Source organism: Dactylosporangium siamense (genome assembly GCF_016862795.1).
In the GTDB taxonomy this organism is placed as follows: Bacteria; Actinomycetota; Actinomycetes; order Mycobacteriales; family Micromonosporaceae; genus Dactylosporangium; species Dactylosporangium siamense.
On sequence record NZ_BONQ01000017.1, the window covers coordinates 232,713 to 245,464 of the forward strand.

The window sequence follows — 12,752 nt, forward strand, 5'->3', positions numbered from 1 at the left end:
GGTCGCTCATGAATCCGACGATCATGCGTGCGATAACGTTACGCCCGTGCACGCGCCCGAAGCAGACTCCCGGCCGGTGTGGGTCCTCGAGATCGGGGGCAGCCACGTCACGGCCGCCGGCGTGTTGCTGGACGACCGCAAGGTGATCCAGCGGCAACGCCACCCCCTCGATCCCGGCCTCGCGGCCGACGGCATCGTGAACGCGCTCGCCGCCGCCGCGAAGCTCCTCGAACCGCACCCAGGGGACCGCTGGGCCGTCGCGATGCCGGGCCCCTTCGACTACCGCACCGGCGTCTCCTTGCACGCCGGCGTCGGCAAGTTCGACAGCCTCCGCGGCGTCGACCTGCGCGCCGCGCTCGCACACGCGATCCCGGCCGCCCCGGACGCGTTCACCTTCGTCAACGACGCCGACTCCTTCCTCCTCGGCGAATGGGTCGACGGCGCCGCCAAGGGCGCGGCCCGCTGCGTCGCCATCACCCTCGGCACCGGCATCGGCTCCGCCTGGCTCGCCGACGGCAGTGTGGTCACCACCGGCCCCGACGTGCCGCCCGACGGCGAGGTGCACTTCTGCACCATCGACGGCGTCGAGCTCGAGGAGGTCGTCTCCGACCGCGCGCTGATCCGGGCGTACCGGTCGCTGACCGGCGTCGACGTCGACGGCATGCGCGGCCTCGCCACCCGGGCCCGCGAACTCGACGCCGCCGCGCAGTCGGTCATCGACACCGCGTTCGGCGCGCTGGGCGTGCTGCTCACCGACTGGCTCACCCGTTTCAAGGCCGAGGTCGTGGTCTTCGGCGGCTCGATGACCGGCGCCTGGGACCTGATCGAGCCCGCCCTCGCGCTGACCCTGCCCGCCCGCCCGGTGTCGGACACGGAGCACGCCGCCCTGCTGGGCGCCGCCTGGGCCGCCGCCCATCCCACGGCCGCCGTGTACTGAGCGGCGAGGCCGCCGCTTTTTTCGGATATTTCCGACATGTTGGTGCCTTCGCGCCGAGAATCATGCGGTGCGGGGGATGCGGGTGCTCGTCACCGGGGACGGCCGGTGGCGGCTCGAGGTGCGGGCGCGGGGCGTCGACGTCTACGATCGCGGCACCCAGGACACCCGCCGGACCCGGGTCGGCGCACTGGTGCTGCGCCAGGCGGACCTGGACCGCGCCGTGCGCTTCCTGCTCGACCACGGCGCCGACGTCGAGACGCTGCGCGAGCGCTGACCACCCCCGCAACCGTCACGAGTGACCGGTCCGCGACTCCGATCAACGCCCGCAGGCCGCCCGCCCAACGGTTTGCCGCATCCCGCGCACCGCTCACAGATCGAAGTCGCGGCCGGGTCGTCCGGACGGCCGTGGGGCGACTTCGATCACGGAAGCAGGACGAGGGCGCGACCCGCGACGCGCGACGCGCTTCGGGCAAGGGCAGCGCAAGGGCAAGGGCAAGGCAACGGGTGGCGGTCAGCGGCCGCCGGCCACCCGCAGCGTCGTGCCGGTGACGTAGGAGGCGGCGGGGCTCAGCAGCCAGGCGATCGCCTCGGCGACCTCGGACGGCTCGCCGGGGCGGCCGAGCGGGGCGCCCGGGCCGGCCCGTTCGGCGCGGTCGGGATCGCCGGAGACGGCGTGGATCTCGGTGCGGATGATGCCCGGGGCCACGCCGTTGACGCGGATGCCGGCGGGGCCGAGCTCCTTCGACAGGCCGATCGTGAGGGTGTCGAGGGCGGCCTTGCTCGCCGCGTAGTGGATGTACTCGCCGGGGCTGCCCAGGGTCGCGGCGCCCGAGGAGACGTTGACGATGGCGCCGCCGCGGGGCAGGACGCGGGTGGCCTCGCGGGCACACAGGAAGGCGCCGACGATGTTGACGTCGACGACGCGGCGCAGGTCGGCGGTGTCGAGGTCGGCGAACGGGCCGATCGCGGAGGTGGTGCCGGCGTTGTTGACCAGGCCGGTGACCGGGCCGAGCGCGGCGGCGGCGGTCGCGAAGAGCCGCACCACGTCGTCCTCGGCGGACGTGTCGACCTGCACGGCGACGGCGGTCCCGCCGGTGGACTCGACCGCGGCGACGACCGCGGCCGCCGCGTCCGCGGAGCGCTGGTAGCCGACGGCGACGCGGTGGCCGTCGCCGGCGAGGCGGACGGCGGTCGCCGCGCCGATGCCCCGGCTGCCGCCGGTGACGATGGTGACCCGGTCCATGGTCAGATCCTAGGCGCCACGGGGAGGTCCCAGCCGGACAGGTCGGGGCCGAGCGGGACGATGCCCGACGGGTTGATGTCGCGGTGGACCTCGTAGTAGTGCCGTTTGATGTGGTCGAAGTTCACCGTGTCGCCGAAGCCCGGGGTCTGGAAGAGGTCCCGGGCGTAGTTCCACAGGACCGGCAGCTCGGTGAGCTTGTCGCGGTTGCACTTGAAGTGGCCGTGGTAGACCGCGTCGAACCTGACGAGGGTGGTGAAGAGGCGGATGTCGGCCTCGGTGATCTGGTCGCCGACGAGGTAGCGCCGGGTCGAGAGCCGCTCCGAGAGCCAGTCCAAGCGGTCGAACAACCGCGTGTACGCGGCGGCGTAGGCCTCCTGCGAACCGGCGAAACCGGCCCGGTACACGCCGTTGTTGACGTCGCGGAAGACCAGGTCGTTGACCTCGTCGATCTCCTCGCGCAGCGCCTCGGGATACAGCTGCGGCGCACCGGGAGCATGAAACTGCGCCCACTGCGTGGACAGGTCGAGGGTGATCTGGGCGTAGTCGTTGGTGACGACCTGCCCGGTGGTGACGTCGACGATGCAGGGCACGGTGATGCCGCGCTCGTAGCCGGGGAAACGGGCGAAGTACGCGTCCTGGATGCGCTCGATGCCCAGCACCGGGTCGCGGCCGCCCGGGTCGAGGTCGAAGGTCCAGCTGCGCTGGTCGTGGGTGGGTCCGCAGACGCCCATCGACAGCACGTCCTGCAGCCCGAGCAGCTCCCGCACGATGATCGCGCGGCTGGCCCAGGGGCAGGCCCGGCTCACCACCAGTCGGTAGCGGCCGGGCTCGACCGGGTAGCCGTCGCGGCCGTCGGCGGTGATGCGGGACGTGATGTAGTTCCGGTCCCGCTGGAACTCGCCGGTCGACCGGTAGGCACCCATACGTCCTATCCTGCCATCGCCGCGTACCGCGCCGCCGGGTCCGCGGTCAGCGAGGCCTTGGCGCCGCGGGACGTGTCGTCGGCGAGGACCTCGTCGCGGTCCTGCTCGACCGCGTCGAACACCTGCGCCGCGACGGACGAGGGGCTGATCTTCGGGGCGTCGACGGACGCGGCCATGTCGGTGTCGACGTAGCCGACGTGCAGGCCGGTGACGCCGACGCCCTGCGGGGCGAGCTCGAGGCGCAGCGCGTCGCTGGCGGACCAGAGGGCGGCCTTGGTGGCGCTGTACGACTGCCCGAACGCGACCCACGACAGCGCCGAGTGCACGTTGACGATCCGCCCGCCGCCGTTCGCGAGGAGCTGCGGCAGGAAGGCGCGGGTCACGTGGATCGGGCCGTAGAAGTTGGTCTCGAACTCGCGCCGCACCTCGTCGAGGTCGCCGGTGACGAGGCTGGCTCCGACGTAGATGCCGGCGTTGTTGATCAGCACGGTGACGTCGCCGGTCTGCGAGGCGGCCCGGAGGACCGACGCGGGGTCGGTGACGTCGAGGGCGACGGCCTCGACGCCCGGGGTGGTGACGGTGCGCGGGTCGCGGGCGGCGGCGTAGACCTTCCGGGCGCCACGGGCGACGGCCTCGGCCGCCAGCGCCTTGCCGATGCCCCGGTTCCCGCCGGTGACCAGGACAACTGCCGTCTTGAGATCCATGCCGAGCTCCTCAATAAACCGATCGGTTTCCGGTGAACGTGCCAACCATAAACCGATCGGTTTACACTTGGCATGTGACGTCACCGACACGCGAACGCCTCTTGCGCGCCGCCGCCGACCTGTTCTATGCCGAAGGTGTCGGCGCGGTGGGCGTCGAGCGCCTGTGCCAGACCGCGGGCGTGTCGAAACGGTCGATGTATCAGCTGTTCGCGACCAAGGACGACCTGGTCGCCGAGGCGCTGCGGGTGCACGGGCCGGCCATCGTCGCGCACTACTTCCCGCCCGAGGACGCCGACCTCACCCCGCGCGAGCGGATCCTGCACGTGTTCAGGGTCCTCGAGGAGCAGTCCGGCGCGCCGGGCTTCCACGGTTGCCCGTTCGCCAACACCACCATCGAGCTGCACGACGCGTCGCACCAGGCCAGCCGCGTCGCCTGGGAGTTCAAACTGCAGTTGGAGGTGTACTTCCAGCGCCAGGCCGCCCGGCTCGGCGCCCCGGATCCGCGGCAGCTCGGCACGCAACTGCTGATGCTGTTCGACGGCGCCTCGGTCCGCGCCGTGATGCGCGGCGGCGGCCTCGACGGCGTCGCCACCCGCACCGCCGAGATGCTGCTGGATGTCAGGCCCGAGGTGATCGACCCATCCCGTTGACGCGCTGGCACGTCAACCAACGGCGGAGTGCGGGACCGGAATGGCCGTCGCGATTTGGACGGCCGCCCCCTGACGCGTCAGGTGAAGACGGCGGCGAAGGCCGCGTGGACCGGGGTGCCCTTGAGCCGGTCGTACACCGCGAACACCACGCGATCGAAGTGCTGGACGTCGGCCAGGGCGGCGGCGAACGCGGTCGCCACGTCGGCGGGCACGTTGCGGAACACGCCGCAGCCCCACCCGCCGAGGACCAGGGTGCGGTGCCCGTGCGCGGCGGCGACGGCCAGCACGCGGCGGGCCCGGCGGTGCAGCACGGCCGGGACGTCGGCGGCGTCCTGCGGCTGGTTGCGCAGGATCGCACCGAGGTTCGGCGCGGCGGCGGTCAGGAACGTGGCGTGGTGCGGCGCGTCGAGCAGCCGGGCCTTGTCGTCGCGGAACACGGGGACGCCGGGGGAGTGGATGACCCGGTCGCTGTAGCGCAGGTCGTGGTGCTCGCGGTGGAACGCGTAGAACTCCGGTGCCGCGCGCAGGCACGGATACAGCGCGGACGCGCGGGCCAGGCTCTCCTCCTGCGCCTCGGCGCCGCCGAGGAAGCCGCCGCCCGGGTTCTTCGCGGAGGCGAACACGAGACACGCGACGCCGCCCGGCGTCCCGGCCAGGCGGCGGGCCGCGGCCAGGGTCGACTCGCCGGTGACCTCGACGGCGGGCACGGCGGCCGGGCCGGCGGGTGGCGGCAGCGGGTCGTCGGGCCGGAACAGCCTGGTCCCGGCGACGGCCGCGGTCACCGCAGGGCCGATGCGGACCAGGTCGCCGGCCTGGTTGCGGTATTCGCCGGCGGCCGCGATCGCGACGCTCTGCCGGGCGATCTCCCGCAGCCGCCCGCTCACGGTTCCCCCCGAAGATCAAGTGCGGACATGCCGCCACGGTACCGACCACCGCCGCCGCCGACCATCGAGTTTCCTCTGTGCCAGGGTTCGCGCCGGGCCCGGCGGGTACGGGACCGGTATGCCCATCGACGCGCAACCGCCGGGGCGGCGAGGGACCGTCGGGCACCCGTACAGCCCCCTGAACCTGCGGCTGGTCCTGGCCACGTTCGGGCTCGTCACGTCCGTCGTCTTCGCGGTGCTGCTGTTCCGGGCCGACCTGCCCCTGCCGGCCTGGCTGTTCGTGTTCCTCGCGGCCGTCGCCGCGGTCGACCTCGTCGTGATCCAGCGCCGCCGCCACGCCCGCGGCGGCCACCACTCGCTGTTCGAGTAGGCGGGTTGGAGCATCGATCCGCGGGGCATGTACCGGTCATGCCGTGGGTCGTGTGGGTGCTGGTCGGGGCCGTGTCACTGCGGGCCGGGCTCGGGCTGCTGGTGTTGTGGGACCGGCGCCCCCGAGCGGCGGGCCGCGCAGCGACGGCGGCGCGCCGAGCATCGACGGCGGCCCGCTGACCTTCGCGCGCCCCGCCCACGTTCGGGCGACAGGTGCTATCGACCGTGCGTTATGCGAGGCTGACGGTTGGGTATCACCTCCAGACACCCGTGACCCCGACTTCACGGAGGGATGGCTCGATGTCCGAACCCGTGAGGCGAGCACACGCGAGGCGCACCCCGGCCGAGCGTCGCATGGTGGCCGCGGTCCTCGCGGTCGCATTGTTGGTGTTGCTGGTGCTGCTGCTGTCGTACTGCACCGCGCTCCGCCGCAACGGCACCCCCGGCGCGACCGGCACGGCATCCCCGACCGCCACCCGCACCAACCCCGGCCCGTCCGGCAGCGCCGCCCGCACCTCGGGCCCCGCCACCGGCGGCTCGACCGGCGCCGGCAGCGGCGCGACGGGCGGCGGCGCGGCCGGCCGCTCCTCGGGTCCGGCCGGCACCGCGACCGGCGGCTCCTCGACCGGCGCAGGCGGCAGCTCTGCGGGCGCGACCGGCGGCGGCGCGACAGCCGCGGGCGGCGGTGCGACGGCCGGCGGCGGTGCGACGGCGGGCGGCAGTTCCGCGGGTGTGGCGGGCGGTGGGGCGACGACCACGGCCGGCCCGGTGACACCGAGCGGCGCCCCCGGCACGGGCGGCGGCGGTGGTCTCGGCATGCGTTCCCCGCTGCTCGCCGGCACCGGCATCGCCCTGCTCCTGGCGGCCGCGGCGCTCGTCGTGTTCCGCCTGCGACCGGCCACCGGCTGGCGCTGATGCACCCCGGCCCACCACCGTCCGGTCCGCGGCGGCGTGGTGGTGTGGTGCGCGGGATGCGGGAGCGGATCGGGGCGATGGAGCCCCGGCGGCGGCGCCGGATCGTCGACGTGGTGACGGCCGTCTGCGCGGTCGCGGGCCTCACGCTCGTGGTGATCGGCGCGGCGCCGGCCGAGGAGCCGCAGCGCCGGGCCGAGCAGCAGCGCCGGGCCGGGCAACAGATCGCCGCGGAGCAGGAGCCGCTCGGACCGCCCGGCCCCAGCCCGGCGACCGCGAGCACCGCGACCAGCGCGGCGACCACCACCGCGACCACACCGGGTGGCACGAGCGGCCCGGCGGTGGTGGGGATGGAGGCTTCGCTGCCCGTACACCTCGACATCCCGGCGATCGGGGTCAGCACCGGACTCATGGAGCTCGGCCTCAACCCCGACGGCACGATCGCGGTGCCGCCGCTGACGGCCGGCGCGCCCGCGGGCTGGTACCGCAACCTCGCCACCCCGGGCGAGGTCGGGCCGGCGGTGATCCTCGGGCACGTCGACACCGCCCGGGACGGGCCGGCGGTGTTCTACCAGCTGCGCGACCTGCGCCCGGGCGACGAGGTCAGCGTGCGCAGGGCCGACGGGCGGACCGCGGTGTTCGGCGTCGACCGGGTCGTCGAGTACCCGAAGGAGCGGTTCCCCTCCGGCGAGGTCTACGGCCCGGTCGACCGGCCCGCGCTGCGGCTGATCACGTGCGGTGGGACGTTCGACCGGCTGCGCCGCTCGTACCGTGGCAACGTCGTCGTCTTCGCGACGCTGCGCCGGACCGCGTGAGGGCGCCCAGTAGGGTCTTCAGGATGTTCGCGACGATGTCCGTTGCCGCGCTGCTCGTGGTCGTCTACTGCGTCCTGATCGCGCGGCACCTGGCCCGGGCCCACCTGGAACGCAGGGCCCGGGAGGCGCCGGACGACGTGGAGATCGCGGCGGTGCGTGGGCTGCTGGAGGGCACGACGACCAGGGCCGCCTACCGCGCGACCATGGAGTCCGTCGCGCGGCAGGCGGGCCACCTGCTGCGGATCCCCGACTAGTACTTGCGCGGCTCGCCGGAGGGCAGCTGCAGCGGCGGGCGCTGGCCGGGCAGCTGGGGCCGGCTGTAGAGCGCCATCGCCTTCTGGGCGAGGGCCTTCGTGGCGCCCGCGTTGGCGAAGCTGCCGAGGATGATCGCCGCGCCGGGGACGAGCTTCGCGAAGATGCGCTTCGCGGCCTTGATCCCGGCCATCTGGGCGAGCTTCAGGCCGAGGCGCATCAGCATCTGGTTCAAGGGCCGGCGCTTGTCCGGCAGCAGCGTCTCGATGCCCTGGCGGCCGCGGGCGACCTGCAGCGCGGCGCGGGCCGTGTCGGTGTACTTGTGGACGCCCTGCAGCACGAGCAGCTCGATGGCGCGTTCGGGGTCGGCCGGGTCGCGTCCGTAGATGACGGCGATGAGCAGGACCATCTTGGCCTGGGTCCAGGCCAGGACGCCGACGTCGAGGACCGCGCCGGCCAGGCCGACGGCACCGGAGACCGCGCCGGAGAGGCGGGCGTGGTTGGTGTACCGGTAGACGACCATGCTGGCAAGGGCGTCCGGCGGTGCGCCCGGGTTCATGGCGCGCAGCTTCTGCAGCTCGACGACCATCTTCGGGCCGATCCGGGTGACCGCCTCGATCGCGAGGTACTCCGGCGCGTACTCGGGGTCGGCGCGCATCTTCTTCCACAGCCCGGGCGGCGGCCCGTCGTCGACGCCGTCGGGCGACGGCGGCGGCGTGTGCCCGGGTTCGAAAGGCACAGACCCCGAGTCGGCGGGCACGGACTCGAAAGCGGCGGGATCGAACGGCGCCGCGTACGGAGCCCGCGGAGGCCCCTGGTCGAGATGGTCTGGTGAGGGCGGCGGCGCGTCGGTCACACGAGGACTGTAGGAGATCCCCGCAACCCGGCGACAGAGCGACGCGCGGGTTACCTGGTCAGACGTTCGGCGTGGCGGTGCTGCTGGTCGGTGGCGAAGGTCAGGAACTCGATCATGTGGCGGAGGGTGGCGTCGTCGTATCGCGCGAGATGCGCGTCGCCCTCGGCCACGATCGGCCCGTAGATCTCCGCGACCACCCGCCGGGCCTGGTCGGTCGGGTGCACCGTGACCCGGCGCCGGTCGGCGGAGTCGCGCTCGCGGGTCACGTACCCGGCGCGTTCCAGGCGGTCGATGGCGGTCGTCACGCCCCCGGTGGTGAGTCCGGCGGCGGTGGCGAGCTCGCCGGGGCTGAGCGGCGAGGGCGCGAACAGCAGCTCCAGGCACCGCATGTCGGTGCGGTTGAGCCCGAGCCGGTCGGCGACGCGCTGGTCGAGCACGTCGATGGCGCGCTGATAGGTCTGCATGACCTGGCCGAGCTCGGCGAGCAGGTCGGCGCGTGCGGTCGTTCCCACACTTGCCGATCCTACGGGACCCCTCGTAGGCTAAGTAACTAGAAAGTCGAGTAATAAGAACTTCGAGGAGAAGTCATGCGCGTGATCGTCATCGGCGGCGGCACCGGCGGTATGTGCCTCGCGCACGGCCTGCGCCGGGCCGGCATCGACGTCCAGGTCTTCGAGCGGCACCGGACCCGCACGGACGGCCTGCACGGCTACCGGGTCGGCATCGACCCCGACGGCAGCCGCGCGCTGAAGGCCTGCCTGCCGCCGGAGGTGTACGACCTGTTCCGGCGCACCTGTGCCGCCCCGCCGGAGACGTTCGCGTTCCTCGACGAGCGGCTGCGCCACACCCTGACCGTGCCGCTGCGCCCACCGGCCGACGATGTCAACGACGAGAAGTCGGTGAGCCGGATGACGCTGCGGCAGGTCCTGTACACCGGGATCGAGGTCCGGTTCGGCCGCGAGTTCACGCACTACGAGCAGCACGACGGCGCCGTCACCGCGCACTTCGCCGACGGCTCCACCGCGACCGGTGACCTGCTCGTCGGTGCCGACGGCACGAACTCCCGGGTGCGGGCCCAGCTGCTGCCGCACGCCCGGGTCGAGGACTCCGGCGTGGTCGCGATCGGCGGGAAGGTGGCCCTCACCGAGCGGACCCGGGCGCTGCTGCCCGAGGGCGTGTTCCCGGGCATCGGGCTGATCCTCGCCCCGCACGGGCTGGCCTGCATCCTGCACGTGATGGAGTTCCCGTGGGGACCGGACGGCGCTTCGCCGGTGCCGGACGACCCGACCCGCGACCACGTCAACTGGGGCATCTCCGCCCACCGCGACCGTTTCCCCGCCGGCGTCACCGGCTTCGACGGCCCCCGGCTCATCGAGCAGACCCTGGCCATGACCCCGCGGTGGGACCCGGGGCTGCGGCGGCTGTTCGCGGACACCGACCCGGCCAGCTGCTTCCCGATCGCCATCCGCACCTCGGTGCCGGTCCCGGCCTGGCCGTCCGGCAACGTCACGCTGCTGGGCGACGCGATCCACACCATGACCCCCGGCCAGGGCGTCGGCGCCAACACCGCGCTGCGCGACGCGCGCAACCTCCTGCGGGCACTCACGTCCGGCGACGGCCCGCTGCCCGGCCGGATCGAGGGCTACGAGCGTCGGATGCGCGACTACGGCTTCGCCGCGGTGGCCGCCTCCAAGGCCCGCACGGGCGGCGACCAGCTGGTCCACCGGCCGGTGATCGGGCGGCTCGCCCTCGCTGGTCAGCGGGCGTTCCTGCGGGCCACCGACCGCGTGCCGGCGCTCAAGCGGAAGTTCGAGGCATCGCTGTACACCACCCGCGGCGGCGATCGCGAGGACTGAAATCCAGGCAGCGGCCCGCAAGGGCGCCGGTAGGGTGCGGTGCGTGACAGGCATCGTGGGGGGCACCGTGGCTCCCGGGTTCGAGACGGTCCGTGCGACGTTCGAGCGGCTGTTCGCCGACGGGGTGGAGACGGGCGCGTCCGTCGCCGCGTATGCCGGCGGGGCCCTGGTGGTGGATCTCTGGGGCGGCTGGGCCGACGCCGCCCGGACCCGGCCGTGGCGGGCGGACACGCTGTCGACGGTGTTCTCAGCCGGCAAGCCGGTAGCCGCCATGGCGGTGCTGCGCCGGGTCGCGGACGGGCGGATCGAGCTCGACGCGCCGATCGCGTCGTACTGGAAGGCGTTCCCGCACCCGGCCGCAACGGTCCGCCACGCGCTGTCCCACGCGGCCGGCCTGCCCGCCGCAAACGCTTCGGATATTTCCGAAATTCTGGACAGGGAGCGGTTCGCGGCGGCGATCGCGGCGACGCCCCTCGAATGGGAGCCCGGCACCGCGGTCGGCGAGCACGCGCTCACCTACGGCACGATCCTCGGCGAGATCCTGCGCGGCGCCACCGGCGAGAGCGTCGGTGACGTCGTTCGCACCCTCGGCCTCGACGTCCACTTCGGGCTCGCCCCGGCCGACGCCGCCCGGTGTGCCGAGGTCGAGCACGCCACCCCCGACTGGCCCGAGCGGCAGCTGCGCGGCCACGGCGACCTGTGGGCCCGCGCGCTGGGCCCGGCCGCCCTGCTCGCCACCGACGTCGTCAACGGGCCGCTCTGGCGCGGTGGCGAGCTCCCCGCGGTCAACTGCCACGCGACCGCCCGCGGCCTGGCCGCCTTCTACGCCACGCTGCCGGACCTGCTGCCGCCGGCCGTGCTCGCCGAGGCCATCGGCCCGCAGGTGGTCGGCTTCGACCTGCTGCTGCAGGAGGACGCCACCTGGACGCTCGGCTGGCGGCGCGAGGACGCGTGGTTCGGCATGGGCGGCATCGGCGGCTCCTCGGCCGGCAGCGACGAGTCGTCCGGCTACAGCCTCGCGTACGTCACCCGCCGCCTCGGCGACCACGACCGCAGCAACGCCATGTATGACGCCCTCGAAGCGGTCCTTGCGGCGTAGCCGTCGCACCACCCGCTGTTCACCGCTCGGTCCCTGGTCGGCGCACCGCCCGCCACCTGTAGAATTGGCGCCCGGATTGAGCGAGTTGCAGGACTTCGACTGATTGATATCGATATCCCCCCTGCGGCCCGCTCGCTTCCGCGTGCATCCGGCGCGTCGGTCAGCCATGGCCCAGGAGCGGTAGGAGCGCAATGACAGTGAACGAGGCCGCGGTCGACGCGCCGCATGACAGCGGCACGACCGAGTCGGTGTGGGGATCGTCGTTGCCCCGGGCACTGCTCGCGATCGCCGTGGCGGTCACCGTCGTCGTCCTCGCCGTGACGCACTGGTCGACCGTCAGCGCCGGCGCCGCCGGGCTGGCCCGCGCCAACAGCGCCTGGCTGGTCGTCGCCGGGCTCGGCACCGCGTCCATCTGGGTCGCCGGGACGATCACGCAGATCGGGTCCATGTCGCTGCGGCCCCCGGTCGGCAAGCTTCTCGCGGTGCAGGTCGCCGCGTCGTTCGCCAATCACGTCCTGCCGGCCGGTTCGGGCGGGATGGGGATCAACATCCGGTTCCTGCGCCGGCACGGCCTCGGCACGGGTGCCGCGGTCGGGTCGGTCGGGCTCAACACCCTCGTCGGCATGCTGACCCACACGCTGCTGCTGGTGGTGGCCGTGGCGGTCAGCCCGTCCCTGGCCCGCGGCATCCACGTGCCCGGCTCCTGGCGGGACGCGGCGTCGCACGCGGCGGAGCCGGTCGGCTGGGTGCTGCTGGGCCTGTGCGCCGCGCTGCTGGCCGGGGTGCTGGTCGCCTCGGCGCGGCCGGCGTGGCGGCACCGGCTCACCGGCAGGGTCGCCGCCGTGGGCCGGCGGGTGACGGAGGACCTGCGGGGGCTGTGGGGCGTGCTGCGCGACCCGTACCGGGCGGCGGCGCTGTGGCTCGGGTCGCTGTCGACGCCGCTGCTGCACTCGGTCATCCTCTACGCGGTGCTGCGCAGCCTCGGCGTCACGGTGACGGTCGGCACGGCCGTCGTGGTCTACCTGGTCGTGTCGACGCTGTCGGCGTTCGTGCCGTCACCCGGTGGCATCGGCGCGCTGGACGTCGCCATGCTGGCCGGGCTCGCGGCGATCGGCGTCACCTCCGCGGTCGCGCTCGGTGCGGTGGTGGGGTATCGGCTGATCACCGTATGGCTGCCGCTGCTGCCCAGCGCGTTCGTCCTCGCGGTGCTCCTGCGCCGGCGCATCATCTAGCGCCGCGCTCCGGAGCGCGG

General features: G+C 73.7%; 17 protein-coding genes. 11 read left to right on the plus strand and 6 right to left on the minus strand.

The window, feature by feature from the left end:
• Positions 1-46 precede the first annotated feature (46 nt).
• Together Dsi01nite_RS04935 and Dsi01nite_RS04940 are read left to right on the plus strand one after the other, a co-directional pair.
• A complete protein-coding gene (locus tag Dsi01nite_RS04935; protein WP_203844791.1) occupies positions 47-937 on the plus strand; it encodes an ROK family protein in 891 nt (296 codons plus the stop codon).
• 67 nt (positions 938-1,004) lie between these two features.
• Complete coding sequence (locus Dsi01nite_RS04940) at positions 1,005-1,211, plus strand: hypothetical protein (RefSeq protein WP_203844792.1); 207 nt, start codon at positions 1,005-1,007, stop codon at positions 1,209-1,211.
• Positions 1,212-1,448: 237 nt separating this feature from the next.
• On the opposite strand, the gene Dsi01nite_RS04945 is transcribed toward Dsi01nite_RS04940, so the two are convergent.
• The 3 genes from Dsi01nite_RS04945 to Dsi01nite_RS04955 are packed head-to-tail and all read right to left on the minus strand — an operon-like array spanning position 1,449 to position 3,807.
• Positions 1,449-2,180, minus strand: coding sequence for an SDR family oxidoreductase (locus Dsi01nite_RS04945; protein ID WP_203844793.1), 732 nt, complete (start codon positions 2,178-2,180; stop codon positions 1,449-1,451).
• 2 nt (positions 2,181-2,182) lie between these two features.
• Complete coding sequence (locus Dsi01nite_RS04950) at positions 2,183-3,103, minus strand: glutathione S-transferase family protein (protein WP_203844794.1); 921 nt, start codon at positions 3,101-3,103, stop codon at positions 2,183-2,185.
• A gap of 5 nt (positions 3,104-3,108) precedes the next feature.
• The gene (locus Dsi01nite_RS04955; protein ID WP_203844795.1) at positions 3,109-3,807 is read right to left on the minus strand and encodes an SDR family oxidoreductase; all 699 of its coding nucleotides are present in this window, start codon (positions 3,805-3,807) and stop codon (positions 3,109-3,111) included.
• 74 nt (positions 3,808-3,881) lie between these two features.
• Here Dsi01nite_RS04955 and Dsi01nite_RS04960 point away from each other — a divergent pair, with 74 nt between their 5' ends.
• Positions 3,882-4,457: a TetR/AcrR family transcriptional regulator gene (locus tag Dsi01nite_RS04960; protein WP_203844796.1), complete on the plus strand. Its 576-nt coding sequence runs from the start codon at positions 3,882-3,884 to the stop codon at positions 4,455-4,457.
• Between the two features lie 77 nt (positions 4,458-4,534).
• On the opposite strand, the gene Dsi01nite_RS04965 is transcribed toward Dsi01nite_RS04960, so the two are convergent.
• A complete protein-coding gene (locus Dsi01nite_RS04965) occupies positions 4,535-5,341 on the minus strand; it encodes a TIGR02452 family protein (protein ID WP_203844797.1) in 807 nt (268 codons plus the stop codon).
• Between the two features lie 118 nt (positions 5,342-5,459).
• Between Dsi01nite_RS04965 and Dsi01nite_RS04970 the strand changes: the two genes are divergently transcribed.
• The 5 genes from Dsi01nite_RS04970 to Dsi01nite_RS04990 all read left to right on the plus strand — a co-directional run bounded on the left by Dsi01nite_RS04970 (position 5,460) and on the right by Dsi01nite_RS04990 (position 7,691).
• A complete protein-coding gene (locus tag Dsi01nite_RS04970; RefSeq protein ID WP_203844798.1) occupies positions 5,460-5,711 on the plus strand; it encodes a DUF6343 family protein in 252 nt (83 codons plus the stop codon).
• 38 nt (positions 5,712-5,749) lie between these two features.
• Complete coding sequence (locus Dsi01nite_RS04975) at positions 5,750-5,890, plus strand: hypothetical protein (protein WP_203844799.1); 141 nt, start codon at positions 5,750-5,752, stop codon at positions 5,888-5,890.
• A gap of 120 nt (positions 5,891-6,010) precedes the next feature.
• Positions 6,011-6,625, plus strand: coding sequence for a hypothetical protein (locus tag Dsi01nite_RS04980; RefSeq protein WP_203844800.1), 615 nt, complete (start codon positions 6,011-6,013; stop codon positions 6,623-6,625).
• A 56-nt stretch (positions 6,626-6,681) separates the two neighbouring features.
• Positions 6,682-7,437, plus strand: coding sequence for a class F sortase (locus Dsi01nite_RS04985; RefSeq protein WP_239135688.1), 756 nt, complete (start codon positions 6,682-6,684; stop codon positions 7,435-7,437).
• A 23-nt stretch (positions 7,438-7,460) separates the two neighbouring features.
• The gene (locus tag Dsi01nite_RS04990) at positions 7,461-7,691 is read left to right on the plus strand and encodes a hypothetical protein (protein ID WP_203844801.1); all 231 of its coding nucleotides are present in this window, start codon (positions 7,461-7,463) and stop codon (positions 7,689-7,691) included.
• On the opposite strand, the gene Dsi01nite_RS04995 is transcribed toward Dsi01nite_RS04990, so the two are convergent.
• Together Dsi01nite_RS04995 and Dsi01nite_RS05000 are read right to left on the minus strand one after the other, a co-directional pair.
• The gene (locus tag Dsi01nite_RS04995; RefSeq protein WP_239135689.1) at positions 7,688-8,428 is read right to left on the minus strand and encodes an EcsC family protein; all 741 of its coding nucleotides are present in this window, start codon (positions 8,426-8,428) and stop codon (positions 7,688-7,690) included. The genes Dsi01nite_RS04990 and Dsi01nite_RS04995 overlap by 4 nt on opposite strands.
• A 167-nt stretch (positions 8,429-8,595) precedes the next feature.
• Positions 8,596-9,057 (minus strand): MarR family winged helix-turn-helix transcriptional regulator, encoded by a 462-nt coding sequence (locus tag Dsi01nite_RS05000; RefSeq protein ID WP_203844802.1) that lies wholly within the window; start codon positions 9,055-9,057, stop codon positions 8,596-8,598.
• A 75-nt stretch (positions 9,058-9,132) separates the two neighbouring features.
• Between Dsi01nite_RS05000 and Dsi01nite_RS05005 the strand changes: the two genes are divergently transcribed.
• The 3 genes from Dsi01nite_RS05005 (at position 9,133) to Dsi01nite_RS57110 (ending at position 12,732) form a co-directional block, all read left to right on the plus strand.
• Positions 9,133-10,401 carry an FAD-dependent oxidoreductase gene (locus Dsi01nite_RS05005; protein WP_203844803.1) on the plus strand — a complete coding sequence of 423 codons (1,269 nt, stop codon included), beginning with the start codon at positions 9,133-9,135 and terminating at the stop codon, positions 10,399-10,401.
• Between the two features lie 43 nt (positions 10,402-10,444).
• The gene (locus tag Dsi01nite_RS05010; protein WP_203844804.1) at positions 10,445-11,500 is read left to right on the plus strand and encodes a serine hydrolase domain-containing protein; all 1,056 of its coding nucleotides are present in this window, start codon (positions 10,445-10,447) and stop codon (positions 11,498-11,500) included.
• Positions 11,501-11,691: 191 nt separating this feature from the next.
• A complete protein-coding gene (locus Dsi01nite_RS57110) occupies positions 11,692-12,732 on the plus strand; it encodes a lysylphosphatidylglycerol synthase transmembrane domain-containing protein (RefSeq protein WP_239135690.1) in 1,041 nt (346 codons plus the stop codon).
• Positions 12,733-12,752 lie beyond the last annotated feature (20 nt).

Bases quoted from the DNA above. Each gene is read 5' to 3' on its own strand.
- Dsi01nite_RS57110 (WP_239135690.1), top strand. From the start codon at position 11,692: ATGACAGTGAACGAGGCCGCGGTCGACGCGCCGCATGACAGCGGCACG.
- Dsi01nite_RS05005 (WP_203844803.1), top strand. From the start codon at position 9,133: ATGCGCGTGATCGTCATCGGCGGCGGCACCGGCGGTATGTGCCTCGCG.
- Dsi01nite_RS04950 (WP_203844794.1), bottom strand. From the start codon at position 3,103: ATGGGTGCCTACCGGTCGACCGGCGAGTTCCAGCGGGACCGGAACTAC.
- Dsi01nite_RS04955 (WP_203844795.1), bottom strand. From the start codon at position 3,807: ATGGATCTCAAGACGGCAGTTGTCCTGGTCACCGGCGGGAACCGGGGC.
- Dsi01nite_RS04945 (WP_203844793.1), bottom strand. From the start codon at position 2,180: ATGGACCGGGTCACCATCGTCACCGGCGGCAGCCGGGGCATCGGCGCG.
- Dsi01nite_RS04985 (WP_239135688.1), top strand. From the start codon at position 6,682: ATGCGGGAGCGGATCGGGGCGATGGAGCCCCGGCGGCGGCGCCGGATC.
- Dsi01nite_RS04990 (WP_203844801.1), top strand. From the start codon at position 7,461: ATGTTCGCGACGATGTCCGTTGCCGCGCTGCTCGTGGTCGTCTACTGC.
- Dsi01nite_RS04980 (WP_203844800.1), top strand. From the start codon at position 6,011: ATGTCCGAACCCGTGAGGCGAGCACACGCGAGGCGCACCCCGGCCGAG.
- Dsi01nite_RS04975 (WP_203844799.1), top strand. From the start codon at position 5,750: ATGCCGTGGGTCGTGTGGGTGCTGGTCGGGGCCGTGTCACTGCGGGCC.
- Dsi01nite_RS04970 (WP_203844798.1), top strand. From the start codon at position 5,460: ATGCCCATCGACGCGCAACCGCCGGGGCGGCGAGGGACCGTCGGGCAC.